The 26,941-nt window shown below is 42.2% G+C and carries 24 protein-coding genes and 1 tRNA gene; 17 read left to right on the top strand and 8 right to left on the bottom strand.

The genetic code is table 11. The features are described from left to right. Positions 1–400: 400 nt before the first annotated feature. From INF20_RS03890 to INF20_RS03875, 4 genes are all read right to left on the bottom strand, one after another. Positions 401–868 carry a hypothetical protein gene (locus INF20_RS03890; protein WP_226385066.1) on the bottom strand — a complete coding sequence of 156 codons (468 nt, stop codon included), beginning with the start codon at positions 866–868 and terminating at the stop codon, positions 401–403. Positions 869–1,069: 201 nt separating this feature from the next. Beyond that, positions 1,070–2,689 (bottom strand): type IV secretory system conjugative DNA transfer family protein, encoded by a 1,620-nt coding sequence (locus INF20_RS03885; protein WP_226385065.1) that lies wholly within the window; start codon positions 2,687–2,689, stop codon positions 1,070–1,072. Further along, positions 2,671–3,645, bottom strand: coding sequence for a plasmid recombination protein (locus tag INF20_RS03880; RefSeq protein WP_226385064.1), 975 nt, complete (start codon positions 3,643–3,645; stop codon positions 2,671–2,673). Before INF20_RS03880 ends, INF20_RS03885 begins: the two co-directional genes overlap by 19 nt. Before the next feature lie 209 nt (positions 3,646–3,854). After that, on the bottom strand, positions 3,855–4,064 hold the full coding sequence (locus INF20_RS03875; protein ID WP_226385063.1) for a hypothetical protein: 210 nt from the start codon (positions 4,062–4,064) through the stop codon (positions 3,855–3,857). A gap of 158 nt (positions 4,065–4,222) precedes the next feature. Here INF20_RS03875 and INF20_RS03870 point away from each other — a divergent pair, with 158 nt between their 5' ends. After that, positions 4,223–5,530, top strand: coding sequence for a hypothetical protein (locus INF20_RS03870; RefSeq protein ID WP_226385062.1), 1,308 nt, complete (start codon positions 4,223–4,225; stop codon positions 5,528–5,530). A 252-nt stretch (positions 5,531–5,782) separates the two neighbouring features. Here INF20_RS03870 and INF20_RS03865 read toward each other — a convergent pair. After that, positions 5,783–5,858 (bottom strand) — tRNA-Lys (locus INF20_RS03865). A gap of 185 nt (positions 5,859–6,043) precedes the next feature. Here INF20_RS03865 and INF20_RS03860 point away from each other — a divergent pair. The 7 genes from INF20_RS03860 to INF20_RS03830 are packed head-to-tail and all read left to right on the top strand — an operon-like array spanning position 6,044 to position 17,125. Then, the gene (locus INF20_RS03860; protein ID WP_226385061.1) at positions 6,044–6,532 is read left to right on the top strand and encodes a hypothetical protein; all 489 of its coding nucleotides are present in this window, start codon (positions 6,044–6,046) and stop codon (positions 6,530–6,532) included. Positions 6,533–6,545: 13 nt separating this feature from the next. Then, positions 6,546–8,837 (top strand): zinc ribbon domain-containing protein, encoded by a 2,292-nt coding sequence (locus tag INF20_RS03855; RefSeq protein WP_226385060.1) that lies wholly within the window; start codon positions 6,546–6,548, stop codon positions 8,835–8,837. Positions 8,838–8,856: 19 nt separating this feature from the next. Next, a complete protein-coding gene (locus tag INF20_RS03850) occupies positions 8,857–11,868 on the top strand; it encodes a UPF0182 family membrane protein (RefSeq protein ID WP_226385059.1) in 3,012 nt (1,003 codons plus the stop codon). Between the two features lie 15 nt (positions 11,869–11,883). Further along, a complete protein-coding gene (locus INF20_RS03845; protein WP_226385058.1) occupies positions 11,884–13,800 on the top strand; it encodes a type I glutamate--ammonia ligase in 1,917 nt (638 codons plus the stop codon). Positions 13,801–13,833: 33 nt separating this feature from the next. Beyond that, complete coding sequence (serS, locus tag INF20_RS03840; RefSeq protein ID WP_226385057.1) at positions 13,834–15,108, top strand: serine--tRNA ligase; 1,275 nt, start codon at positions 13,834–13,836, stop codon at positions 15,106–15,108. A 32-nt stretch (positions 15,109–15,140) separates the two neighbouring features. Next, positions 15,141–16,556 carry an aminotransferase class I/II-fold pyridoxal phosphate-dependent enzyme gene (locus INF20_RS03835; protein ID WP_226385056.1) on the top strand — a complete coding sequence of 472 codons (1,416 nt, stop codon included), beginning with the start codon at positions 15,141–15,143 and terminating at the stop codon, positions 16,554–16,556. Further along, positions 16,556–17,125 carry a prepilin peptidase gene (locus INF20_RS03830; RefSeq protein ID WP_226385055.1) on the top strand — a complete coding sequence of 190 codons (570 nt, stop codon included), beginning with the start codon at positions 16,556–16,558 and terminating at the stop codon, positions 17,123–17,125. Before INF20_RS03835 ends, INF20_RS03830 begins: the two co-directional genes overlap by 1 nt. A gap of 32 nt (positions 17,126–17,157) precedes the next feature. Here the strand turns inward: INF20_RS03830 and INF20_RS03825 are convergent, their stop codons facing one another. Further along, on the bottom strand, positions 17,158–17,382 hold the full coding sequence (locus INF20_RS03825; RefSeq protein WP_226385054.1) for a hypothetical protein: 225 nt from the start codon (positions 17,380–17,382) through the stop codon (positions 17,158–17,160). Between the two features lie 197 nt (positions 17,383–17,579). Here INF20_RS03825 and INF20_RS03820 point away from each other — a divergent pair, with 197 nt between their 5' ends. Together INF20_RS03820 and guaA are read left to right on the top strand one after the other, a co-directional pair. Beyond that, positions 17,580–19,085, top strand: a complete 1,506-nt coding sequence (locus tag INF20_RS03820; RefSeq protein ID WP_226385053.1) for an IMP dehydrogenase — start codon at positions 17,580–17,582, stop codon at positions 19,083–19,085. 58 nt (positions 19,086–19,143) lie between these two features. Then, positions 19,144–20,685, top strand: a complete 1,542-nt coding sequence (gene guaA / locus INF20_RS03815; protein WP_226385052.1) for a glutamine-hydrolyzing GMP synthase — start codon at positions 19,144–19,146, stop codon at positions 20,683–20,685. A 249-nt stretch (positions 20,686–20,934) separates the two neighbouring features. On the opposite strand, the gene INF20_RS03810 is transcribed toward guaA, so the two are convergent. Both INF20_RS03810 and INF20_RS03805 read right to left on the bottom strand, forming a co-directional pair. Further along, entirely contained in the window at positions 20,935–21,327 is a 393-nt protein-coding gene (locus INF20_RS03810) for a hypothetical protein (protein WP_055273837.1), read from the bottom strand. A 20-nt stretch (positions 21,328–21,347) separates the two neighbouring features. Then, complete coding sequence (locus INF20_RS03805; RefSeq protein WP_055273835.1) at positions 21,348–21,872, bottom strand: helix-turn-helix domain-containing protein; 525 nt, start codon at positions 21,870–21,872, stop codon at positions 21,348–21,350. 384 nt (positions 21,873–22,256) lie between these two features. Between INF20_RS03805 and INF20_RS03800 the strand changes: the two genes are divergently transcribed. The 7 genes from INF20_RS03800 to INF20_RS03770 all read left to right on the top strand — a co-directional run bounded on the left by INF20_RS03800 (position 22,257) and on the right by INF20_RS03770 (position 26,774). Continuing rightward, positions 22,257–22,445, top strand: coding sequence for a helix-turn-helix domain-containing protein (locus INF20_RS03800; protein ID WP_055273915.1), 189 nt, complete (start codon positions 22,257–22,259; stop codon positions 22,443–22,445). After that, on the top strand, positions 22,445–23,536 hold the full coding sequence (locus tag INF20_RS03795) for a site-specific integrase (RefSeq protein ID WP_066557120.1): 1,092 nt from the start codon (positions 22,445–22,447) through the stop codon (positions 23,534–23,536). The genes INF20_RS03800 and INF20_RS03795 overlap by 1 nt, the downstream gene beginning before the upstream one ends. Continuing rightward, positions 23,526–23,858: a plasmid mobilization protein gene (locus INF20_RS03790; RefSeq protein WP_066557118.1), complete on the top strand. Its 333-nt coding sequence runs from the start codon at positions 23,526–23,528 to the stop codon at positions 23,856–23,858. Before INF20_RS03795 ends, INF20_RS03790 begins: the two co-directional genes overlap by 11 nt. Next, positions 23,851–23,997 (top strand): hypothetical protein, encoded by a 147-nt coding sequence (locus tag INF20_RS03785; RefSeq protein WP_156500714.1) that lies wholly within the window; start codon positions 23,851–23,853, stop codon positions 23,995–23,997. Before INF20_RS03790 ends, INF20_RS03785 begins: the two co-directional genes overlap by 8 nt. Then, positions 23,990–24,952 (top strand): AAA family ATPase, encoded by a 963-nt coding sequence (locus INF20_RS03780; protein ID WP_226385051.1) that lies wholly within the window; start codon positions 23,990–23,992, stop codon positions 24,950–24,952. The genes INF20_RS03785 and INF20_RS03780 overlap by 8 nt, the downstream gene beginning before the upstream one ends. Before the next feature lie 259 nt (positions 24,953–25,211). Continuing rightward, positions 25,212–26,372, top strand: a complete 1,161-nt coding sequence (locus INF20_RS03775) for a plasmid recombination protein (protein ID WP_226385050.1) — start codon at positions 25,212–25,214, stop codon at positions 26,370–26,372. A gap of 24 nt (positions 26,373–26,396) precedes the next feature. Continuing rightward, a complete protein-coding gene (locus tag INF20_RS03770) occupies positions 26,397–26,774 on the top strand; it encodes a TnpV protein (protein WP_055273827.1) in 378 nt (125 codons plus the stop codon). Positions 26,775–26,941: the final 167 nt, after the last annotated feature.

The raw sequence follows: 26,941 nt of genomic DNA, 5'->3' as shown, positions 1-26,941 counted from the left end.
TTGCCATAAAAAGCTTTTCTCTTATCTAGCCATTGTCCATTTTTAAATTCCTTTCCCACTTTTCTATAGATTCTATAGTAGTGATTTCCATTTATTATACAGTTGGTTGCCATTTGCAATCCTCCTTAGGTTGACACACGTTAGTCTCAAATATACAATAAAGTAGATAATTGTACAGTGGAAGCTATTGCTTCTAATCTTCCTAGCGTCTACCCGATGAAGGTGGACGCTTTTGTTGTATTAATTGACATATAACCCTTTTCTAAATCTTATATGTGCTTATATATAAGATTTAAAAATGTTAAATGCGAGCTTATATGGTTTTTAAAACAACTGTCATGGTGTCTTTGATAATGAACTTATATGGAATTCAATACCCATTTAAAATATTAACCATAGGTTACTTATTATTGGCAGCCATAGCGCGCTTATACATGGCATAAGTCATAACATTGTAGGGTACTTCATAGTCTTTTTGACCATATTGTTGCCACCGATTAGAAAACATATATCTGTTTTTTCTATGATAGAGTGCTCCTTGATATATACAATCGATAAAACCATGATTTATCAGCGCTTCCATATCCCTATAGAATCCTTGAGCATTTCCTTCAGAATATAATTTGTATTTTTTGCACCACTTTCCTTTATTCATAGAAAATGTGGGTTTGCCTACAGGTTCTTCTCCATAGTACTGTACTTTACAGTACATATATAATGTTTTTTGAGAAGCTGTAAGTGATGTAAAAGCTGGACTTATTAGCATAGAGTAATATATTGAGGAAAAAGCTTCGGGCTTTTTAGGGCGCCCTGATTTAGTTGTTTCAAAAGGGAAAGGGATGTAAGTCCCCTTTTTCTTTTTGCTCATTTTTTGCTAGTTTGATTGCAAAGATATTCTATTAGTTTGTCCATATCTACCAAAGATTTGCGTCCAACTTTTTTGACAGGTAAGATGCCGCTTTTGATTATGGAGTAAATATAGTTACGCGTGATAGAAGTATCTGGATCAAGCTGGCATATCTCTTCGTAGGCTTTTTCTGCGGTGCGTAATCGTATTAGTGTATTCATTTCAATTTCCTTTCTTATTTCTTCTTGGCTTAAAATGATAGGTTTTCTGAGCTCTTATATACTTCCCATTGATGATAATTATTACATCATCTTTGAGATTGCCGAAGTCTGCAGGCTGAAAAATGAGCTCTCGTTCTTCGTGGATATTCATGCTTTTATGGCGATTTTGCAATGAGCGATTTCTTGAAGTTGAAGATTTCAGAACTTTTTTCGTGCCAATTGCTTTAGAAAAATATTCTCTACTTTCCGGGTCTTGTGCATCCATTACAGAAATTATTGCGCAACAGTCAATAATTTGTCTTGCTCCAGCTTTTCCGTATTGTGATTCCAATTGCGCAATGGATTGTAAAGTGATAAAGAGAGTTACTTTTTTTGAACGTAGTGTTGCCATGGCAGTTGTAATGGTATCCAAATCAAAATTTAGCTGATGGAATTCGTCTAGCAAAAAAATGATAGGATTGACATTGCAGGAATATGCTTCATCTGGCCTTTTCATGAACGCATTCATGAATGTCTGTACTATTAAAGTGGAAATCGGAGCATATAATTTTAATTTTTCTTGTGGAAGACGTATGTATATGTCAATACCATTTTCTAAATCATCTGGAGATATACATTCTTCATTATTATGTAGAAGTTTTGCTAGATTACCTGTTGTTAGTGGACGTAAGCGTTTCACTGCAGTTCCATAAGCGCCGGCAACATTTGCTTCATTAGTTCCAAAGTATGCGTCGGTATATTCTTTGGCTTCAAAACAGGAACTATTTTTTATTTTTAGCACCCATTCTGAATATGTTCCAAACACTACAGATTTGATAATATCCACAAATGATATTGTGATATCTTCAGATAATAAATACAGAGCAATGCCACAGAAAAAATCGCGACCTCCGTCGGTAAAGTATTTGGATTTATCCCCTTCTTCAGGTATTAATGATATGGACATATTCTCAATGTAAGAAACCCTTTCGGAAATGCTTAATTCTTCTATTCCCATAAGAGGGTTGAAATTAAAACTATTGTTCACATCTTCTGGATCGAATATTTTGATTTTACGGAACTTTTTTGTAGCATTGTATATATCTCCCTTGATATCAATGGCAAACACCCCTCCTTTAAATCTCAAAGCGGTTGGAATTATTTGGCTTGTAGTTTTTCCAGAACCTGGTCGTGCAAAGCAAGCGGCGTTTCCCTTGTCTTTGCTGTCACGCTTTATTAATCGACCCGACTTAGTTTTTCCCAGTATTATGCCTTCTGCCTTATTCCAATCTTCAATGGGAAGGGTGCGTTCATCAATCCTATATGGATCAGAATCTTTGTAGAAAGCAAATAATTCGTGCCATTTCTTCTTTGTTTTAATTCGATCTAAGAAATAGTTTCGGCCTGTGTTCACTTCATAAATCCTATATTGTAAATAGAAAATCATACAGAGTATAATGAAAAACAAAAGTATTATAGCGAGGATATTTGCTTTATCTGTCGGTGAAAGCTGAATGCCAAAGTGAACAGTATGATAAAATTTACTTTTTAAAATCCTTGTAAAAGGGAGAATCAAAAATATAGCAAACAAAAACCAATGTATATTGTAGTATTTAATTTTTTCTAATATTTTCTTTCCCATTTTCGTTCCTTTCCCCAACTGGATGAGCCCCAGTCAGAATCATCTTTAATAATAGTTTTTTCTTTTTTGTGCTCATGAGCTTGCTCTTGGAGATGCTGTAAATCTTCTTTTCGTATGATGACTTGACCTGTTTCTGCGGTTATCTTTTTGAGGTCATCCACAGTAAAAGAGATTCCGCCTCCTCCTTTATACACGGTACAATTTAAGCCTGTATCATTTATATATGCTTGGAACTTTTGATGAAATTCATCAAAAAAGCCTTTAGTTAAGAATGAATCTTTTGGTTTAAGTCGAGCAGGATATTTTTGTGGTTCGGTTCTCCGACAAGCGAGAAAAGCTTTCCTGCTATTATCCCTATCTAGATTTAGTATTTCCCCAATGGCATGTATGGTCTCTCGCTCTCTTTTTTTGTCGGTACGGTGCTCATATGCGTTAATAGATTCATGCAACTGTTGGCGCTGCAATTCTGTAACATTAGCTCCTAATATTGACTCGACTTTCTCTATGCCTACATTTAACTTTTCTTTGAATGAGATGTACTTTGGATTATCTTCTTCTGGAAAAGTGAATATATAGTGCATGTGAGGTTGTCCTGCTTCGTCTCGATGAACATTAGCTAAGAGACATCTTGCATCATCGCCATCAAAGAGTACGTGAGTTAGAAAGCTATAAGATGTCTCAAAAAACTCCTTTTCTTTTATTTCTTCTAAATCCAAAGGCAGTGTAACTACACACTCCGCAGTAGTAATGGTTTTTCCTTGACGATGATAGACATGTTTTGTCAATTCTTTATAGTACTGCATGCATTCGCGACTCGTGGTTCCATGAGCAGATAATATGTAATTTTGTTCAATTCTTTCAAAATCGATATCTTTGTTTGCATATGTTTTGTTTTCTCGCAAGTTGTGTCTGAAGTGACTTAAGGGATTGCCCTTAATGCCCTTTATTGAAGCCATTTCTTTTCCTCCTTTCAGCTTTAAATGGATAATTAGTGATGTCGTCAAAGTTAGTTTTCTGCGCTGATAAAAGACACATATTATTGCAGCGCGCAAAAAACTAACAAGATAGGATTTCCATGCTGGCGCATGGAAATCCCGCTGCGCTCTATCTTGCCAGGGCTATGCCCTGGACCCAACACCTTGCGCTTTGCTGCAAGGTGCGGCCCTTACTTAAAGAACGGCGCAGTGAAGTCATTTTGGGCAATATATCTTGCTTGGTGACTTATCATCTCAGTGAAGCGAAGCCGTTCTTTTTTCGAAGGGCCGGCAAGCTGCCGCATTACTAAAGTGATAATGGCGTGGAATTCAACCAATAATGTTTCAGTATCGCCGATTACGGTCGGCAGCTTCGATAAATCTTTGTTAGCGTAAATCATTCAATTTATCTCCTTTCGTCAGAATGGTGAATATGAGCTCATTTAATCCGGATTGGTGCAAGTCTATCAGGAATATGAACCGGATAATATACCAGACATGTGGTATACTTTCGTTTAAGGAGATGTGATACTATATATGACTTTAAGGAGGATAATTAATGATTAATATAAAGGAATATATTTCTTTAAGTGAACGTAAAGGATTGCTATATCAAGCGGCGTTTTATGAAAATGTTCCACTTTCATATTTTGTGAAAGCTTTGGGACCTGCATTAAGTAAGTTAAAATATCAATTTAATATAAACGAAAGCTTTATAGGACGATTAAAAGATAGAGATATCTTAGTGGAATTATTGCAAGCTAAAAGAGACATAAGAGAATTTCGCCAAAGGAAGTTTGAAGAGATTTGTGATAAAGAAGAAATAAATCTCTTATTATCTGATGATATTTTTTTTGCTAATATTAAAAAAACAAAGAATGAATACATGAATATTCGCGAAATGAAAAATCCAAATGCGGAAAAAGAGATTTTCATTTTAGAAAAGCAACTAGAAAGGTTTATTGATATAGTAAGGACAAAGCGTTTTGAATCAGAGGATAGGCTTGGTTGGGAAATACCTAGTTACTTGAAAAATATTAATAAAAATAGAAACTTGATAGAAGAAATAGATGATTTAGTTATGCAAATTCAATTAAAAAGATTTGCTAAAGATTTCAAGAATTATTCAAGGACAAAAAGAGATGATAGATTAAAAGCTTTTAGCTATGCAAGACAAAATGAGATGTTATATAAAGCGGCGGATTCTTTAAATGTATTGAATGTTGGAAATGAAGGGTTTAGTCCGATAGATGTCATTCGTTATCCTAGAACGGATGAAACGATTATGGCTAGGCTAGATAGACCCTCAACAGTTTTATTCAGTACGATTGTGGATGAAGCGAAAGATAGATATCATGTAAAGAATAAAGATAAGATTGAACAAGGGATTAAAAAGAAACTTACTTATAAAGGAATTGCAGAGGAAATAGGAATTAGTCAGTCAAGCTTTTGTGAAATGAGAAGAGACCCTGCTAAGGCAAAGTATTTTAGAAAAGCGGCACCTTCGCACCTAAGCGGTGTATGTGTTGTTACAGAATCCACGGCTAATGAAGCATATGATATGTTTCATGACTGCATGACTACTAACAGTTTATCCGATCAAGATATCATTGGGCAGGCACTGATTTTATGTTTAAAGAGATGGGAAGGAACAGATAACTATGAATTTGATGTATTCTTGATGTTAGCACTTATCACATGGAACATATTTCATAATGAATTGCCTAAATATGCCAGAAAAAATGATCTGTGGAAAGATACATGGGAAGAAGCAAAACTGGCAGTGTCTTCTTTTGCCGAATCAAAGCAGTTTAAAGATAGTGGGGCGGTGACACTGAAAGATTTTATAGAAGGGTATCGCGATTAAATGCTATAGCAGACACTGAGAGAATCAAAAAGCTTCCGAATAATCATACAAAACTTTCTATACGAACAAAGACTCGCGACACAGTATTTGCGAGTCTTTGTTTGCCACTTTTTAGCCATTTTCTTGCAATGTGTAAGTGATAATTATTTACTTATTTACAATCCTTTATAATTAAAATAGTGATAATTTTGCCGTATTTAAATGCTAACAAAAATGTAAAAACCCCTAGACTGTTGAAGTTAGGGGTTTATTTGGTACACCATCGGGGGCTCGAACCCCGGACACCCTGATTAAGAGTCAGGTGCTCTACCAGCTGAGCTAATGGTGCACATCTGTTTCAATTGTAACGCAAGAGAAAGTTTACCACCAATGGAAACGGTTGTCAATATAAAATTTAATAAAAACCTATTGTTTTAAAGGTCATTTGATTGCATTGAAAATTTCCATATAGTATAATGATGTGTAGTTTATCTATAAGACGGATAAGTGGGTTATATAAGGAAGGTTTAATTTATGGGCAGCATACATCTGACATTAAATATAGACAGAGTGGATCTTGTAGTAGCGATAAGTGTAGTTGTTATTGCACTTATGGTATTTATCGGTTTGATTGCTTGGTTTGTAAAATCAAGCCGAAGAAATAGAACATTAAAGCAAATTGATAGCAAGCTTACACCACAGCAATGTGAATACATAGAGTATCTGGCAGAGCAGGTTGAAACGGAAAGAAAGAAAGCCGCTAAGGCTTCCTCAAAGACTTCAGAAAAGTCCGGCGGTGAAAAGCCTGCAGAGGCCGGAGAACCTACAAAAGCGGTAAAGACTGCTGCGGTTGAAGAAGATGACGACGAATACGACGGACCTGATGTTATGGAAGAAATACGTAAAATGATGATGGAGGATAGCAAAAGACCTTCTCCTACCATCGGCAGACAGCCAGGCAATACAGCCAAAAGCGGAAGAGTGTATAGCAGAGAGGAAATAGAAAGTCTTATAGACGACTGATGACGGAGGGAATATGTACTGTAAAAATTGCGGACAATTTTTAACGGGAAATGAAAATTTCTGCAGCAATTGCGGAGCAAAGGTAGAGGCACCGGCGGCACCTAAAACTTTTCCTGCCTTCACACCTAATAAGGGCATGACGGGAACAGGAGAAAAGGCTACCGAGAAAAAGGAAAGCGTAAAGGTGATGTCTCCAGTGGATGACATTGTTTGGGATGTAAAGGAATTTCCTACTGGTGAGCCTAAAAAAACCGATGATACTGAAATCCGATGGAGGAGCGAAGACATGTTCCTTCATAAGGAAATACAAAGGGAACAGGAAGCCTTTGAAAAGAGTATGGCCGAATTTATGAGCGGAAGCTCTGGCACAAATGAATCCTCAAAGGATGACGGCCTGGAAATTTTAGATGTATTTAAGGACCACGGTGCTCGTGAACAGGCTAAAAATAGAAATGAGGAAGACAAAACAGTTGTAACAAGAAATACCGCACCTGTTATGACAAAGCTACAGACTGACGACCGTATCGTTGATATCGAACAGCCTTCAGGTGGTGGTATCGCCATTGAAGTTGTGGATTCTGGAGACAATGGTGTCAAGGTTGAAAAGGTAATTGTGGATGAGCCTCAGATGACATCGGTAATAGCCGATACAGAGGAGTTGGCCTTAGATGCGCAAGAAACTGCAACCGAAGCAGAAACTTCCTATCAGGAAGAAGAAGCAATCGATGAAAAGAGCATTGAACCTGATAAGGACGAAAGCGGCGAAAAGGTTGCGGTAGCTGCAGTAGGTGTGGCAGCAGGCGTTGCAGGTGCAGAGACTTTAAGTAAAGCGGGAAGCCTTTTTGATGAGATAGCACCGAAGGCCGTGGAAACTCTTACAGGCGCAAATATAAACGAAGAAAAGAAGCAGATAGATAAATTCTATACCTTCAATAGAAAGAAGGAGGAATTCCAGAAGCTTCTCGATAAGGAATATGAACGAATCGAAAACAAACTGGAACCTGGTGGATTTGAAGAAGATATCGCTGGTTTCATGGATGTTGAGAGAGGAACAGCTGTAGAAGGAACTACGCAGCTGGAGGAAATGGTTAAAGCCAGAACTCTCTTTTTCGATGATCCGTTCTTTGTTCCTGAAGATGATAAAGAGGAAAAGGAAGAAGAGCAGGCAGTTGCAGAGGCACTGGCTGACGATGAAGGCGGTATTCCAGCCGAAGAACTTGAGGGAACAAAGTCAAAGGTTGTCTTTGAACCTCAGGCAGACGAATCCTTAGCAGATGTTTTAGCTGAGCAGGAAAAGGCAGAAGGCTTAGATAAAGCTGCAGAGGAGAAAGCATCTCCAGTAGAAACAGAAGCGAAGGCTGACGAAGATAAAAAGCCTTCTGAGGAGAAAATAGAAGAAGTAGCGGAAGCCGAAAAGGAAGAAGTTAAAGAAGTTAAGGGAGCTGAATCTGAAGAAGAATCCGTAGAAAAAGAAGATAAAGAAGACAAATCAGATGAAGCGGCTCGCATAGTAATAGAGCCTAATGTTAAGCCTGAAGAAAAAGATGACGATACTGAAAAGTTAGCAAGGGAATTCTTTGAAAGCGATGATGAAGACGAAAAGAAAAAGATGGGAAAAGGAAGCAAGATTCTCATCTGGATACTGAGCATCATTATCGTAATTACAGCAGCCCTGCTCGTTGTGAGAATTGCTTTACCGGATACTGTTATATCAAGGCAGATGGACAACATTTCCTACAAAGTGGTAAGCCTTTTTACCGGTGAGGATGAAGATGCAGATGCTTCCGCAGGAAGGGACTCCCTTGTAGAAGATAAAACAGGACTGATTCAGCTTCAGATTGACAAGAACTATAAAGATGGTATTGCCACAATAAAATATAACGCTGATGCAGCCTACGATGAAAATAAGGATTACGCCAAGGACACAGGCTTAAACGATGCCAAGGATATCCAGAGCAATCTGTGGTATACAGATGACAGCGATAACAGTCACTATTATGACGAAGAACTGGTTGGAGCTGTTATAGCCTTTGAGTCCCAGAGGCTTGCACTTATAAATGATGCGGACAATAAAGTTATGTCCATGGTTGAAAAATCCAGCAGCATCGAAGATCAGCTGAAGGAAGAAGCCGGCAGTGACAAAGATATCGACTTTTCTCAGCTTGAAATAGGCGATATCAAAGTGGCAGGCAATTCCTACTTTGTATGGGTAAACGAAACAATAGACGGCAAACAGTCTCAGAAGATATATGAATTCAGGGAAAAGGATAAATCCCTGGTAGTCAGAGCGGTATATGATGCATAAGCCGCACAGGAGGTAAAACTTGAAACTCAGCAGAAAAACGCGACCGCCCAAGGAAGAAAGACATAAAGGCGGCCACAAAAAGCTTAAAGCAGTCATTGTTGCCATAGTAATACTGCTGGTGCTCTTTGTAGCACTTATAGGATTTATCACAGATTTTCTGTGGTTTAAAGAGCTTGACTATGTAGGAGTATTTTTCACAAAGCTGTTTACGCAGCTTAAGATAGGTGTGCCGACATTTATTGTCATCACTTTCCTTACATATGTATATTTCAAGCTTATCAAAAAAAGCTATTATAAAAAGGTTATTTCAAACGATTTTGAAGAAAGCAGGAGCATAAATGCAATATCATGGCTGATGGCAGCGATATTCGGTGCCATCGTTACCTTCTTTGCGGTAACTCTCCTGTGGTTTTCAGCACTACAGTTTTTTAACAGCACCGATTTCGGATACGATGACCCGCTGTTCGGACTGGATGTTTCCTTTTATATATTCAAGCTGGACTTTTTAAGACAGCTTAACACTCTGATAATAATAGTGCTGGCAGCATTCTTGATATTTACGGTGCTGTACTACATGGTGCTCATGGGTACGAGACATCCGAGATTGTTCAAGGGAGAAGAAGGCAGCACTGGAGGAACTTCTCCGGGAGGAGATCCTTTCAAAGAATATGACAGATTTTCAGATGGAGAATACAGCTATACTTTCCGTGACGGTAAGGCTTATCGTACGGAAGCCAAGAGCAGCAGCTCAGAGGGCTCCGGCGGAAGCGGATTTTCCGAAAATCTCAAGGGAACACCATTTGAAAAGTTTGCAGGAATCTTTGACAAGGTTGGAAACTTCGGCTCAGGTGTAGAAAAAAAGAAAAACTCCATCGACAGTGACAATATAAAGAGGCTATTTACAATCGCCTCAAAGCAGATAACAATCATGGGTACGCTGCTGTTTATCATGCTGGCAGTGCATTTCCTGCTTAAGCAGTTTGAGCTGCTTTACGGACATAGAGGTGCCGTATACGGAGCGGGATTTACAGATGTTACAATTACACTGTGGATGTATAGACTGCTTATAGTTCTTTCTCTAGTAGGTGCAGTTTCGGTTGTCGTCGGCGTTGCAAAGCATAAGCTAAAGATGATAGTCGTTGTACCTGTGGTGATGATAGCGGTTAATCTCCTTGGTGTAGGAGGAGCCTATGCTGTACAGAGCCTTATCGTTTCACCTAATGAAATCGCCAGAGAAAGCGAATATCTTGAAAGAAACATCGAGTTTACTCAGAAGGCATACGGCCTTGAGGATGTAAAGGTTCAGTCCTTTGAAGCAAATGATGAACTGACAGGGGAAGATATAGCCAACAATCAGGCTACCATCTCCAATATCAGAATAAACGACTATGAACCGGCGGAGACATTCTATAATCAGACACAGTCCATAAGACAGTATTACACTTTCCACGATGTGGATGTGGACAGGTATATGGTCAACGGTGAATACACCCAGACATTCCTTTCCGCCAGAGAAATAGATGAAGAAAAGATAAGCCAGACATGGCTCAACAAGCATCTTAAATATACTCACGGCTACGGCGTCACCCTTTCCAGGGTTGATGAAATAACGGCCAGCGGTCAGCCGGAGATGCTTATAAAGAACATTCCTCCGACTTCACAGGTTGAAGAGATTTCCATAGATAGGCCGGAAATCTACTTTGGAGAAATGACAAACGAATATGCCATAGTCGGAACCAATGAAGATGAGTTCGACTATCCTGATGGAGATGAAAACAAGTATACACAGTACGAAGGAACTGCAGGTATAAAGCTCAACCTCATAAATAGGTTGATGTTCACCATCAAGGAGAAAAATCCTAAGATATTGGTATCCTCCAATATTGATGGAGATTCAAAAATTATCATAAACAGAAATATTTCCGACAGAGTGCAAAAGATAATGCCGTATCTGCAGTACGATAACGATCCGTACATCGTAACTGAAGGCGGCAAACTGTACTGGATAATAGATGCATATACCACAAGCACTCAGTTCCCTTATTCGGAGCCTTATGATGTGGATAACACAAAGACAAACTATGTGAGAAACTCCGTTAAGGTAATAATCGACGCATATAACGGAACAGTGGATTATTATGTAGTCGATAAGGAAGACCCTATAGCGGCAACATTTAGCAAGATCTATCCGGAATTGTTTAAGGATGGAGACGACATGCCGGAAGGTCTCAAGGCTCATATGAGATATCCAAATCAGCTGTTTGATACCCAGGCAAAGGTATACAGCAGATACCATATGGAAGACGTGAGAGTGTTCTATCAGAACGAAGACCAGTGGGATATAGCTAAGGAAACTTACGGCACCGAAGAAAAGGAGATGGAGCCAAACTACTATATAATGAATCTTCCGGGAGAAAGTGAAGCGGAATTTGTAAACTCCGTTCCGTTTACTCCAAAGGATAAAAAGAACATGGCCGGCCTGATGGTTGCCCGTAACGATGGCGACAATTACGGCGAGCTGATACTCTATCAGCTTCCTAAGAATAAGGTTGTATACGGACCTCAGCAGGTTGAAGCTCAGATAGACCAGGATCCGGAAATATCCAAGGAATTTTCACTGTGGAACAGCTCGGGATCCAAGTATTCCAGAGGTAACATGTTCGTTATCCCTATAGAAGAGTCACTGCTCTATGTAGAACCGGTTTACCTGGAGGCTTCGGAATCATCAATACCTGAGGTAAAACGTGTAATCGTAGTATACGGTGATAGGATAGCCTATGAGCCGACATTGGCAGAAGCCCTTAATTCTCTGTTCGGTGACGGCACTATAGAAGAAAGGGATTCATCCTCAGGATCGTCGTCAGATAGCAAAGATTCCTCATCGGGAGAAAAGGCAAGCATGACGGAACTGATACAGTCAGCCAACGATGCCTTTGACAATGCCGTGAAGGCACAGGAAAGCGGCGACTGGGCAAAATACGGAGAATATCTGGACGAACTGGAAGGTTATCTTAAGGAACTGGAAAAATAAAGACAGGAGGGTCTGATGTTTGATTTTGATTTAAACAAAATGCTTTACTGCATACCACCGGAAAAGCACAGCAAGGAAGACTTGGAAAAGATACTGGGAGAACATCCGGAAGTAAAGTTTGTTTCCCTTGTGGGAATAGATATGAGCGGAAACGATACCGATGAAAAGATTCCAGTAAAGGCTTTCTTTGACGATTTTGAAAAGCTTATGAGCTCAGGCGTGCAGACGGACGGCTCATCGGTTGTGCTTCCTAATATCGCAGTGCTTAACAATGCCAAGGTGGATATTATCCCCGATAAGGATGTCAACTGGTATGTGGACCATAACCTTATAAACATAGACAGACAGACCGGTTTGCCTGTGGGTACATTGAGAATACCGTCATTTCTGATTCATAACGATGTGGCAGAGGTAGGCTCAAGGGTTGTTCTCAGAAATGCTGTAAGGGTGTTTGAAGAGCAGCTTATGGACACTTTGAGACAGCATCCTTATGTATTTGAAAATATGATGATAGACAGTGTGGATGACATAGATCATCTGGTGCTGACATCGGCAACGGAGCTGGAATTTTGGGTAAAGACTCCTGATGATCAGACGGATAGAGAAGAACTTTCAACAGCTCAGGTGCTCAAGGAGCAGTACTGGAAGAGGACTGTGGGACCTGTAAGAAAGGCTCTTGAGTCTGTGCTCATCCTTTTAGATCACTATGGCTTTGAAGTGGAAATGGGTCATAAGGAAGTAGGCGGCGTTAAAGCCAAGATGAGCAATTCCGGAAACTACGACCACATCATGGAGCAGCTGGAAATCGACTGGAAATATTCTACAGCTCTTCAGGCTGCCGATAACGAAAACATGATTAAATACATCGTAAGAGATGTATTCAGAGTACATGGCCTCGATGTTACCTTTGCGGCAAAGCCTTTGCCGGGCATAGCCGGAAGCGGTGAACATACTCACCTTGGAGTTTCCGCAAAGCTTAAAAACGGAAAGCCTGTAAACCTGTTTAGCCCTAAGGATATGACAAAGGATTTTGCTTCTCCTGTAGGCCTTGCGGCTCTTATGGGACTTATGAAAAACTATGAGGCAGTAAATCCTTTTGTGGCTCCAAATAATGATGCCTTCAACAGACTTAAGCCTGGATACGAGGCTCCTGTATGTGTTGTAACTTCTCTGGGCCACAATCCAAGCACACCTTCAAGAAACAGAACCGTGCTGCTTGGTCTTATCAGAGATATAGGCAATCCGCTGGCAACAAGATTTGAGCTTAGAGGACCATGTCCAACGGCAAATACTTATCTGATAGTTGCTGCGGCATATATGGCAATGCTGGACGGTATCAAGGTTGCTCTGGAAAATGGCAAGACATCGGCGGATTTGGAAAAATCCCTTTCCAAGAAAATGGGAGAAGAGGATTTTTATCTGGAAACAGACAGAATATATAGAAGCGAGGAAAATGTGTATGACAGCTACACTCCTGCTGAAAGAGATATATACTTTGGTAGGGCTCCTCGTACTGTGTGGGAAAACCTCTGTGCCTATGAGGATCAGGATGAAAAGATCAAGGTTCTTAGCGTAGGGGGAGTTATGAATGATGTGACACTGAAATCCTATAGACAGGCGATGCTCAGTAGATGGGCCACAGAGCTTCATAACAGAATTATTCCAAACAATATGGACCTTATAAGAAGTACGGTTAAGCTTCACATTGACGGCGACTGTGCCGACTACGATGTGGCATACTGGAGCAGAATAGATAAGCTGAGAAATTATCTTGGCAAGAACACTCTGGCTGAACCGTGCTTGCTTGCAAGAATTATAACAGCCCTTGATTCGGGAGATTATCAGACAGCTTCAGATCTTCAGATAGAAATGAATGATAAGGTGGAAGAACTGAACTATCTGTACATGATGTACAAGCGTAACTTGTTTTAATAAACTTTAAATATTTGATCGGAGGGAACAAAAATGCTGGATATTAAAAGAATCAGAGAAAATTTCGATGAAGTCAAAGCGGCAGTCGAAAGAAGAGGACAGGGAGACTTTGGTATCGACAGAATACCTGAACTGGACAAAAAGAGAAGAGAACTTCTGTCTGTAGTTGAACAGATGAAAAATAAGCAGTCCACAGTTTCCAGAGAAATACCTAAGATGAAGAAGGAAGGACAGGACACTTCAGCTGTTATGGCGGAAATGAAAGAGCTGTCCGACGAAATCAAGAAGTACGATGCACAGGTTGCGGAAGTTGAAGCGGAACTCAAAGACGCTTTGCTCAACGTACCTAACACTCCGGCCTCAGATGTTCCTTTCGGCAAAGACGACAGCGACAACGTTGAATACAAAAAGGTAGGCGAACCTACAAAATTTGATTTTGAATTTAAGGCTCACTGGGATCTGGGAACAGATCTTGACATTCTGGACTTTGAAAGAGCAGCCAAGATTGCGGGAACAAGATTTACCGTATACAAGGGCAAAGGCTCCAGACTGGAAAGATCCCTGGTTAACTTCATGCTGGATCTGCACACTGAAAAACACGGATTTACTGAATTCCTGCCTCCATTCATGGTAAACAGAGATGCCATGACAGGCACAGGTCAGCTTCCTAAGTTTGAAGACGATATGTTCCATGTACCTGCAAAGGATTTCTTCTTGATTCCTACTGCAGAGGTACCTGTAACTAACCTGAGAAGCGGCGAAATCCTCACAGCTGAAGAACTGCCTCTTTACTACACTGCATATACTCCATGCTTCAGAAAGGAAGCAGGCTCTGCTGGTAGAGATACAAGAGGTCTTGTAAGACAGCATCAGTTTAACAAGGTTGAGCTGGTTAAATTCGTAAAGCCTGAAACTTCCTACGACGAACTGGAAAGCCTGCTTAACGCAGCAGAGGAAGTGCTGCAGATTCTTGAAATTCCATATAGAGTCGTAACTCTCAGCACAGGCGACCTGGGATTCTCATCTGCAAAGACTTACGATATCGAAGTTTGGATGCCAAGCTACGGAAGATATGTTGAAATTTCTTCCTGCTCCAACTTTGAAGATTATCAGGCAAGAAGAGCCAACATCAGATTTAGAAGAGATGCCAAGAGCAAGCCTGAATTTGTTCATACACTCAACGGTTCCGGCCTTGCAGTAGGAAGAACAGTTGCGGCGGTTATGGAAAACTATCAGCAGGCTGACGGCTCAATCGTGATACCTGAAGCTCTGAGAAAGTACATGGGCTGCGACAAAATCACTAAATAGTAAATAACACAGTTACAGATGTGTGTAAGAAAATGACTTTACTGGAATTTTTGACAGAACACGCAAAGGGCGACAGAGTGTCCTTTCATATGCCCGGTCATAAGGGCGGCAGACTTTACAGACGCTTTGGATATGACAGATTTTTAGGGAATATGGCAACTGTCGCCGATATGGATATTACGGAAATTGCCGGCGCCGACAACCTCCACAGCCCGGAAGGCATTATAAAGGGGCTGGAGGAGGACTACAGGAAGCTTTACGGAGTTGAAAAGAGCTTCCTGCTGGTCAACGGCAGCACCGCCGGCGTTATGGCGGCGATGCTGAGTTCGGCGGCGCCGGGTAAAAAAACCCTTATGTCCAGAGGCAGCCACAGATCTGCATATTCGGCACTCAAGCTGGGCAATATAACGCCCGTATATCTTCAGCCGGAAATGTATGAGGATTTTGGGATTATGGGTAAGATAAATCCCGAAGATGTGGCAGAGGCTCTGGATAGGGATAAAGACATACAGGCGGTGCTTATTACAAGCCCTAACTATTACGGTGTATGCAGTGATGTCAGAGCCATCGCAGATGAGGTGCACAAAAGAGGAAGGATACTGATTACGGATCAGGCCCACGGAGCGCATCTTAAACTATTTGAAGGCTTTGGCTTAAATGAAGATTTACCTGTATCTGCAGAAACAGGCGGTGCTGATATTGTCATCAACAGCATTCATAAGACCCTGGGTAGCTTCACCCAGAGCGCTTTGCTCAATGTGGTATCGGATAGAGTAAATCAAAGGCTGCTAAGGGAAAATCTGAATATGCTTCAGAGCACGAGCCCTTCATATATTCTCATGGCATCCCTGGCTGTAAATGCTGAGATTATAAAAAGTCACGGCAAAGAGCTATTTGGTCAGTGGAAGGAAAATTTGGATCTTTTTTATAAAAAAATCAAAGATATTGACGGAGTAGAAGTCATTTCCGGATTGGATACGGACAGGACAAAGCTGAACATAAAGGTGGCTGGTGGTAGCGTAAGTGGCAAAGCTCTCGATGAATATCTGAGAAGTAAAGGTATAGACTCTGAGCTTTACACAGGCGACATTCTCATGGCCATGACAGGCATGGGAAATGAGCGTAGCGATTATGAAAAACTTTTATCGGCGTTAGACGATACGATAGAAATTGCAACGGATATGCCGTGCAAAGAAAAGCGTAAAGCATGGAAACTGCCAAAGCCCGGCTCTGTAAAGGAACACGGAAATGAAACCGAAGAAATAGCTTTGGATAAATGCCAAGGCAGGGTAAGTGCAGTTACGGTAATACCTTACCCACCGGGAATACCATTTATATGTCCGGGCGAGGAATTTACCGAAGAAATACTGGAAAATCTTAAACTGGCAGCAGAAGAAAGCAAAGTGTCGGGGTTATCGGATAAGGGGACCATTCACGTATATAAATAGTGAATAATATATATCTTGTTGCAGCTGTAACGGGATTGCTTATAGCTCAAGCGGCTATAGATATTAAGACTCGCAGGCTTCCGGATAGACTAAATCTGCTAATCCTTGTAACGGGCATAATTACAATGGACAGCCCTGCAGATGAGCTTGCAGGAATGCTGATTGTTCCAATCTTTATGCTTTTGACAAATGTGATTGTGCCGGGAGCATTCGGAGGCGGCGATATAAAGCTAACCGCAGCTGTTGGACTCTTTTGCGGATATAAAATAACCGTTACAGGGGCCCTAATGGGAATAACCGCATCGGGAATGTATGGTCTTGTACTTCTCATAACCGGAAAAAAGAATTTAAAGGATTATTTTGCTTTGGGGCCGTTTTTGGTCGCAGGCTTCATGATAATGATATTTCATGAAAGAAACGAGGTGTTTTACAATATGCAACCATATCAGATAGTGGGAATAGTACTGATTGCAGTAGGCGTTATTCTGTTTGCTTACTATTTCCATGATAAGAAAAAGAGAAAAGATGAAGATTCAGTAGAAAGATTAAGACCAAAATCGGGGAAATAAATCCCCGATTTTTTTGTCCGATAACCCTAAAATTAAGATCTGATGTTTCTGAATGCGTTAGGCAGGTAGTAATACGGCACAATCAAAGTGATGGCGTGCAGTATTATCTGTGTCACATCGTTTGCGTAGATAAAGAATTCCCACAGATTCATAACAAAAAGAATCAGACCGAGTATCAGAGCCTTGCTTGCAAGACCTTCGTCGATAACATCGGAAAAGTCTCCTGCTTCTGCCAGCTGCCATGTAAATATAAGCATAACAGCACCGATAACAATCTCCAGTATACCGGCAATTCTTAAGTGTTTGCTGTCACGAATTATTTTAACGCTGAATTGTCTTTAAATTGTTTACAATTTCAGTCTTTTCATATAAAATGAATTATTAACGAAAGAGTGGATTTGGAAAGATAAATTAATAAGTTATTTGAGTAATGGATATAAATTAAGGAGGACACATGGCACAGTTTTTCAATGAACCGTCAAGAACTTTCAACGAATATCTGCTGATTCCTGGTTACTCATCCAAGGAATGCAGAACAGACAACGTATCTTTAAAGACACCTGTTGTAAAGTTTAAAAAGGGCGAAGAGCCAGCGCTCACCATGAACATCCCTCTGGTATCCGCTGTAATGCAGGCGGTATCCGATGACAGGATGGCAGTTGCACTGGCTAAAGAAGGCGGCATATCCTTTATCTACGGCTCTCAGAGCATAGAAGATCAGGCCGCAATGGTAAGAAAGGCAAAGTCTACAAAGGCAGGATTCGTAACATCCGATGCTAACATCAGACCGGACCAGACCCTCAGAGATCTGCTGGAACTCAAAGCAAGAACAGGACACAGCACAACGGCGGTAACAGAAGACGGTACAGCTGAAGGCAAGCTGGTAGGTCTTGTAACTTCCAGAGACTACAGAGTAAGCCGTATGGATCCGGATACTAAAGTGTCAGAGTTTATGACTCCTTTTGAAAAACTCATATATGCAAAGGCGGGAGCAACTCTCAGTGAAGCCAACGATATTCTCTGGGACAACAAGCTAAACTCCCTTCCTGTAATAGACGATAATCAGAGACTTACACATTTTGTATTCAGAAAGGACTACGATAGCCATAAGGCAAATCCTAATGAAATCCTTGATGAGCACAAGAGATACATCGTGGGAGCCGGCGTAAACACAAGAGACTACGAGGAAAGAATCCCTGCTCTGGTGGATGCGGGAGCCGATATACTGTGCATCGACTCTTCGGAAGGCTATTCCGAATGGCAGGCTGAAACTCTTAAGTTTGTAAGAGAAAAGTATGGCGACAGCGTTAAGATAGGTGCCGGAAACGTAGTGGACGGCGAAGGCTTTAGATTCCTGGCAGAGGCAGGTGCTGACTTTATAAAAATCGGTATCGGCGGCGGTTCCATTTGCATCACAAGAGAGCAGAAAGGTATCGGACGCGGACAGGCTTCAGCGGTACAGGATGTTGCCAAAGCGAGAAACGAATACTTTGAAAAAACAGGCATATATATCCCTATCTGCTCCGACGGCGGTATCGTATACGACTATCACATGACATTGGCTCTGGCCATGGGAGCTGACTTCCTGATGCTGGGAAGATATTTTGCAAGATTTGAAGAAGCGCCAGGTCAGAAGATTAACCTTAACGGAAGCTATGTTAAGGAATACTGGGGTGAAGGTTCTGCAAGAGCTAGAAACTGGCAGAGATATGACATGGGCGGCGATGCTAAGCTGAGCTTTGAAGAAGGCGTTGATTCCTATGTACCATATGCCGGAATGCTTTCAGACAACGTTAAGCAGTCACTGCAGAAGGTTAAATCCACAATGTGCAACTGCGGCGTTCTGACAATACCAGAACTTCAGAAGAAGGCAAAACTTACAATTGTATCCGCAACTTCCATCGTGGAAGGCGGAGCCCACGACGTAATCACAAAGGAAACTTCTTCCGGTATAAAATAGGATATTAAGGCGGCCGCGGTATATTGCCGCGGCTTCTGATGATAATAAGGGGATAAAAATGAAACACGAAAAAATACTGGTAATGGACTTCGGCGGTCAGTACAACCAGCTGATTGCAAGACGTGTCAGAGAACTGCACGTGTATGCCGAAATCCAGCCTTATACATTCAGCGTTGAAAAGATAAAGGAGATGGCACCTAAGGGTATCATCTTTACAGGCGGCCCTAACAGCGTTTACGGGGACAGCGCCCTTCCTTACGATAAGGAAATTTTTGAACTGGGCATCCCTGTTCTCGGCATTTGCTACGGAGCGCAGCTTATGGCCCATGCTCTGGGAGGAAAGGTTGAGACAGCGCCTGTAAGCGAATACGGAAAAACAACAGTTGCAACGGACAGCAATTCTGTGCTCTTTAAAAATGTTTCTCCGGAAACCATAATGTGGATGAGCCACACAGACTACATTTCGCAGGCACCGGAAGGTTTTAAAGTTACTTCCCATACACCTGTTTGTCCTGTGGCAGCCATGGAATGTCCTGAAAAGGGATTTTACGCAACTCAGTTCCATCCGGAGGTAATGCACTCAGTGGAAGGCATGAAGGTTATCGAAGCCTTCGTAAAAGATGCTTGCGGCTGCTCCGGTGACTGGAAGATGGATTCCTTCGTGGAAGAGTCAATAAAGCACATCAAGGAACAGGTGGGAGACGGCAAAGTGCTCTGCGCCCTTTCCGGCGGTGTTGACAGCTCTGTTGCTGCGGTAATGATGAGTAAAGCGGTAGGAAAGCAGCTGACTTGCGTATTCGTTGACCACGGTCTTTTGAGAAAGGACGAAGGTGACCAGGTTGAAGCGGTTTTCGGACCGGAAGGCAACTACGACCTTAACTTCATCAGGGTTAACGCTCAGGACAGATTTTATGAAGCCCTTGCCGGCGTTGATGATCCTGAAAAGAAGAGAAAGATAATCGGCGAACTCTTTATCAGAGTATTTGAAGAGGAAGCTAAGAAAATAGGCGCCGTTGATTTCCTGGTACAGGGTACAATCTATCCTGACATCGTGGAAAGCGGCCTTGGCAGCAGTGCCACAATCAAGAGTCACCACAATGTTGGCGGACTTCCTGAACATGTGGACTTTAAGGACATCATCGAGCCTCTCCGGGAGCTCTTTAAGGATGAGGTTAGAAAGGCAGGTCTTGAGCTGGGACTTCCTGAGTACCTGGTATATAGACAGCCGTTCCCAGGTCCTGGCCTCGCAGTAAGAATCATCGGTGAAGTTACACCGGAAAAGGTTAAAATCGTTCAGGATGCAGATGCCATCTACCGTGAAGAAGTGGAAAAGGCAGGCATCGCAAGGGATATCGGCCAATACTTTGCTGCACTGACTAATATGCGTTCAGTGGGCGTAATGGGCGACTTCAGAACATATGATTATGCCATCGCCTTAAGAGCCGTGCTCACCAGCGACTTTATGACTGCTGAAGCGGCTAAGCTGCCGTGGGAAGTTTTGGAAAGAGCAACTACAAGAATCGTAAATGAGGTGGAACACGTTAACCGAGTGCTCTACGACTGCACCGGCAAGCCGCCTGGAACGATAGAGTTTGAATAAAACGAAGTACCGTAAAAACCCAGTATTTATGCGGGTTTGCGGCGTTTACAGAAGTCTTTTGATAACAATTTGATAACAGCCATACAAGATCCATTATTCTTGCAATCCGGTGGTTTATGGGTTACAGAATGATTGACAAGCGGTTGTGTGGCAAAAGAAATCCATATTAGAAAGCCCTTAGCTGTGGGTAGTAAATCATAGCTAAGGGCTTTTTGTCGTTCTTTCAACTTGCTTTAAAGAGAAAGGAAATTATTCAATGATTTTTCGGTTGCCAAAATACTGTGTCAAAATTAAAACTAAAGCGATGCAGGCAAGCAGTCCATCTTGTATGCCAAATGGAAGCATAAACATCATCAATATCATAGTAACAACACAGTTTATTACGGAAAGGGCGAGTCCCCACATTCTATTTTTTAGAAGTCCTATAGCACCGATGATTCGCATAACACCGAAAATCGCACCCATAAATAAAATCATATATAGGTTGTCTTGGAAATATTGGAGCTTAAAAGAAAAATATTGTCCGATGTCAAATTTGCCAGAACCCAAAATTAGCGCAGGAAGGGCACATAAAACACCACCGATTTCCATAAATCCACCGTGAATTATCATTAACCAAGCAGCTATTTTATATCGTTTCATGCTGTAACCTCCTGCTGACTCTATTTTAACTTATCTTTGAATACTTCGACTAATGCGTCGCTTAATTCCTGCGAAGGAACTTTCGCCCAGATTTGTGTGGTATCGTATTTCGGATAGTAGTAACGCCAGCGGTCATAATCATCCTTGCTGATTTCACCGGCAGAGAGCTTGTCCGCCTGCTCTTTCCAAGCATAGAGCATTTGCAGCAGCTCGTAAGCCTCTTTGCCCTTGTCCTTATTGACTTTCAGGCAAACCTCTCCGGCTGTTTCGCTGACGGTCAGCCCATAAACATCTTCAAGGGTAAATAAGGTGTGCATAAGACCGATCTGACTGTCAATGTCAGGAACATCAAGAGCCTGCGGGGAAACATCAAGCGCCTGCGCCAGTGCAGCCGTTAAATCCGCCTTCGGTTTGCGGGAGCCGGTTTCATATTGCGCCAAGCGCACATCGGCGCTCCTTTCGGGAAAGCCGACAGCCGTACCAAGATATTTTTGCGTCATACCACGCAGAAGTCTGAAAAAATGGATTCTCTCACCAATCGCCATAGTGTTTACACTCCTTGCTTATGTATCTGCAACCAGTATAAGAGCCTGTCAAGCGCCGGGTAGTATTTTCTGCGAAAATCTCCACCCTCTCCTGCTTGACAGAACCTTGAACTGGTCGTCAATTCATTCTACGACCAGTATAGCAGATATGTTTAGTGAAAGTCAAGAGAAAATAAAACAAAAAAGTTTAATATTTTCTCCAAAACCGCTTGACAAAAGCAAATATGCTTAGTATAATGAAAAAGCATTAAGCAAATAAGCTTAATAAAATATCCGTCGTGTGTCACGGTAATGGCACATCCGCCCGGGCGAATCGGAAGGCGGCAAGAAAGTATTCCGACACGAAATAAATGAATTTGAAAAACAGAAGGGAAGGTGATGTATATGGAAAACCGGTTTATCCGTGCCGATGATGTGGCGCAGGAACTCAATGTATCCAAGCCCTATGCCTATAAGATCATCAGGAAGCTGAACGAGGAGCTGAAAGCAAAGGGATTTATTACGATTGCGGGACGTGTCAACCGCCAGTATTTTTATGAAAGGCTCTACGGAGCCGGAAAGGAGAAGGAATAATGCCGGTATTTAAAAATGAGGACAACGGTACTTGGTATGTGATGGCAAGGTATGTGAACTGGAAAGGCGAGCGCAAGCAGAAATGCAAGCGTGGCTTTGCCACAAAGAAAGAAGCGCAGGAATGGGAGCGGATGTTCCAGTTGCAGAATTCCTCTGACCTTGATATGAGCTTTGAGGCTTTTACGGAGCTGTATATCCGAGATGTGAAAAACCGTCTGAAGGAAAACACCTGGCTGACGAAGGAGCATATTATCCGCACGAAGATACTGCCCTTTTTCGGCAAGCTAAAAATCAGCGAGATTTCTACAAAAGAAATCATCACTTGGCAGAATGAAATGCTTGCCTATCGTGACGAGAAGAAAAAACCGTACTCACAGACTTATCTGAAGACGCTGCACAATCAGCTTTCCGCTATCTTCAACCATGCTGTGCGTTACTACGAGCTGCGTTCCAATCCCGCCGCAAAGGTGGGAAATATGGGAAGCGAGGAACACAGGGAAATGCTGTTCTGGACGAAAGAGGAATACAAGAAGTTTGCCTTTGAGATGATGGACAAGCCCGTTTCCTTTTACGCCTTTGAAATGCTCTACTGGTGCGGTATCCGTGAGGGCGAGCTGCTGGCGCTGACTCCTTCGGACTTCGACTTTGACAAGGAAACGGTCACGATCAACAAATCCTATCAGCGTTTGCACGGGGAAGATGTGATTACTACGCCGAAAACAAAGAAAAGCAACCGTACCATTAAAATGCCGCATTTTCTCTGTGAGGAAATGCAGGAATATCTCGGTATGCTCTACGGACTCAAAAAGAAAGACCGTATCTTTACAGTAACGAAAAGCTATCTTCATCACGAGATGGACAGAGGTGCAAAAGCCGCAGGCGTGAAGCGTATCCGTATTCATGACCTTCGTCACAGCCATATCAGTTTGCTGATCGATATGGGATTTTCGGCGGTGGCGATTGCCGACCGTGTAGGACACGAAAGCATTGAAATCACTTATCAGTACGCTCATCTGTTCCCGTCCAAACAGACGGAAATGGCGAAGCGATTAGACGATTTAGGGAAAGGAGATTTTGAAAATGTCAGCTAAGAACAGAGACAACAAAAACCGTTGGAGAAATATCACGGTGGGATTTCGGGTATCGCCCGAAGAAAATGAACGCATTAACAAAGCGGTCGCCTTATCGGGACTGCCGAAGCAGGAATACTGCTACCGTCGCTGTCTCAATCAGGATGTGGTGGTGCAGGGCAATCCGAGGGTGTATAAGGCTCTGAAGCAGGAGCTTTCCGCCGTCCTTACGGAGTTACAGAGGATTGAAGTGGGAAATGGTGTAGATGAGGAACTACTCAATGTCATTGAGCTGATTTCCGTCATTCTCGGCGGCTTGAAAGGAGAGGAACAGAATGAATAAGCAAAAAGAAATGACCGCCCGAACATCATCTGTTGGCGCAGATGAAAGGCAGTCACTCCATGTAACCAATAATAGTATAACCAATCAAGGCAGAAATATCAATGCTTTTCTTCTGGAAGGCGGTGACAGGAATGGCTGAACTGAAAATCATCAGTATGGACGAAGTACAGAGCAAGGAAGTAAATTGGCTCTGGTATCCATATATTCCATACGGGAAAATCACAATCATTCAGGGCGATCCCGGCGAGGGCAAAACAACTTTGGCGTTAAGACTGGCGGCGCTTCTCTCGAAAGGAGAGCCGCTGCCCTACGATGATGCCAAGCGTGAGCCTGTTAAGATTATCTATCAAACTGCCGAGGACGGACTGGAAGATACCATCAAGCCGAGACTGGAATCCGCTGAGGCAGACTGTACGCAAATTAAAGTCATAGATGAATCGGAAGCTGCACTCAGTATGCTGGATGAACGAATTGAAAAAGCAATTATAGAAGTCGGTGCAAGGGCGGTAATCCTTGATCCGATTCAGGCGTATGTTGGTGCGAATATCAATATGAACAACGCTAACGAAGTCCGTAATGTGATGGCACAGCTCGGACGAGTCGCAGAAAAATATGACTGTTCTATTTTGCTTGTTGGTCATATGAACAAAGGCAGCGGAAATAAATCTTCCTACCGTGGACTTGGTTCGATTGACTTTCAGGCTTCGGCGAGAAGTGTTCTGATTGTCGGGAGAATTAAAGACAATCCACAGGCCAGAGTGATGGTACAGGACAAATCCTCCCTTGCTCCAGAGGGCGAAGCGATTGCTTTTGAGCTGGACAGGGAAAACGGATTTCGCTGGCTCGGTCATTACGATATATCGGTTGACGATCTGTTGAGCGGTATTCCAAAAGAGAAGAAATCCGAACAGGCTGAAAATTTAATCCTTGAGTATCTTTCAAAGGGCAAATATCCGCAGCAGGCATTGCTGAAAAAAGCACGGGCGGCAGGCATTTCCAAGCGTGTGCTGGATGAAGCAAAGAAATCACTGAATGTCCAATCGGTTAAGGAAGGCAGTCAGTGGTACTGGCAGCTTCCCGAAAAAATGGAGTGAGGTTTTTCAAGGTTGCAACATTGCAAAGGCAGGCACATCTGCAACCTTGCAATGTTTCTTTTTCGGGAAGTGATAAAGTTTGGACGGGGTTGCAAGGGTGTCCTTTTCAAAGGACAGCCCTTGCCCCTCGGAGAGCGCAAAACCTGCTTGCAGGTTGCATTTTTGACGGGCTTGCCTGTCAAAAGTGCTTTTGCGTTACTCTTGGCAAGAGTAACAGAACCGAGGAAGAACGATTTTTAAGAGATTGGAGGTGTAATTTATGCAAAGAACGATCAGCGCAATGGTCGGAAAAGGCTCAGTCAACCACAACAGCCGCAAATTCAAAGCGGAGAATGTAGACGGCAACCGCACTCATCTCAATATAGATTACTGCAACGAGCCGATAAGGAAAGTGTATCACGAATTATTCGATGATGCGCTGAAAAGATACAACGACAGGCAGACAAGAGCTGACCGAAAGATAGAAAACTACTATGAAAAAATCCGCAGTTCCAAACAGGAAAAACCGTTTCACGAACTGATTTTGCAGATAGGCGATAAGGAAAATATGAGCGCTGAAAGCGAAAACGGGACGCTTGCCCGACAGATTTTAGATGAATACTATCGTGGGTTTCAGGAGCGAAATCCGCAGTTAAAAGTATTTTCGGCTCATCTGCATATGGATGAGGCAACACCGCATCTGCACATTGATTTTGTTCCCTTTACCACCGGCAGCAAGCGTGGACTGGATACAAGAGTGTCGTTGAAACAGGCGCTTGCAGCACAGGGCTTCAAGGGCGGTACTCGTGGAGATACCGAGTGGAATCAATGGGTAAGGGCAGAAAAATCCGCCTTAGCGTTTGTTATGGAACGCCACGGAATTGAGTGGGAACACAAGGGGACTCATGAAAAACATCTCTCTGTTTTGGATTACAAAAAGCAGGAGCGAGAAAAGGAAATTAACGCTCTTGAAGATAAGCTTGTCGAGAAAAAAGATGAGTTTCGTGTTATGGCTGACCGTATTAAAAACTTTGATAATGGCGAAAGAGCGTTGCAAAATCTTGATGAGAGTATCATGAACGGGCCTGAATATCAGCTCCCTGAGCCTTCTGCGATGATGTCGGCAAGGAGCTACAAGACAAAGTTTGTTGAGCCGCTTGTAGCCCGATTTAAATCTTTAATCAGCACCTTATTTGCACGATATTTCAAGGCGTTGGACAGTTATCACAGGTTGAACATCACAAACGGAAATCTATATCGTGAAAACGAAAAGCTCTCAAAAATTAACGGTAAGCTTACCGAAGAAAACACAAGGCTGAGGGCTGAAAACAAAGATTATTCGCTGCTTCGCAGAGTATTCGGACACAAACAGATAGACAGCTTGCTTGAACAGGCGAGAAATCTCAAAGGTCAAAAGCGTGATTACACACGCTCAAGATAAATCATTTTTCAGGAGGAAAACAAAATGGCAAAGATGATTTTTGAAGAACTGGGCGGCACTTATATACGGCAGGGAGATTATTTTCTTCCTTGTCTGTCTTTACCCGCCGAAAAAGAAACCAAGCCTATCGGCGTATGGGGGCAGCGGCATTTGCGCTATCTCAAACAGCACCGCAAGGTGCTTTATACCAACCTGCTTACAAGCGGCAAGCTGAACAGCTATCTTGTGGATATTGACGAGCAGGCGGAAGATACGTTTCTTCGGCTGGTAAAACAGATAGCGGAGCGAGAGGGCTTAACCGAACAGCTAAAGGCAGAAAATTCAATGCTGTGGGTACAGACAATGAACAGTATTCGTAATAGAGCAATGGATATTGTAAACGAGGAAATTATCTATAATTAAAGCATTATAACGCATACAACTGTAAAATTGTGGCGGGTAGGGATAAACTCCTTACCCGTCTTTTTTTGCTCTCTTAAACGCTTAAACAGGGCGGTTTGACACCGAAAAGCGTTACATACTTCACTTGTTAGTCACAATCTCTTGACTTTTTGAACTGCGTTCAGCAT

Origin of the sequence: Gallibacter intestinalis, assembly GCF_014982745.1 — a bacterium.
GTDB classification, from domain to species: Bacteria; Bacillota; Clostridia; order Peptostreptococcales; family Anaerovoracaceae; genus Gallibacter; species Gallibacter intestinalis.
Note: the sequence above shows the minus strand (reverse complement) of the source record. Positions and strands in the feature narration are given on the sequence as shown.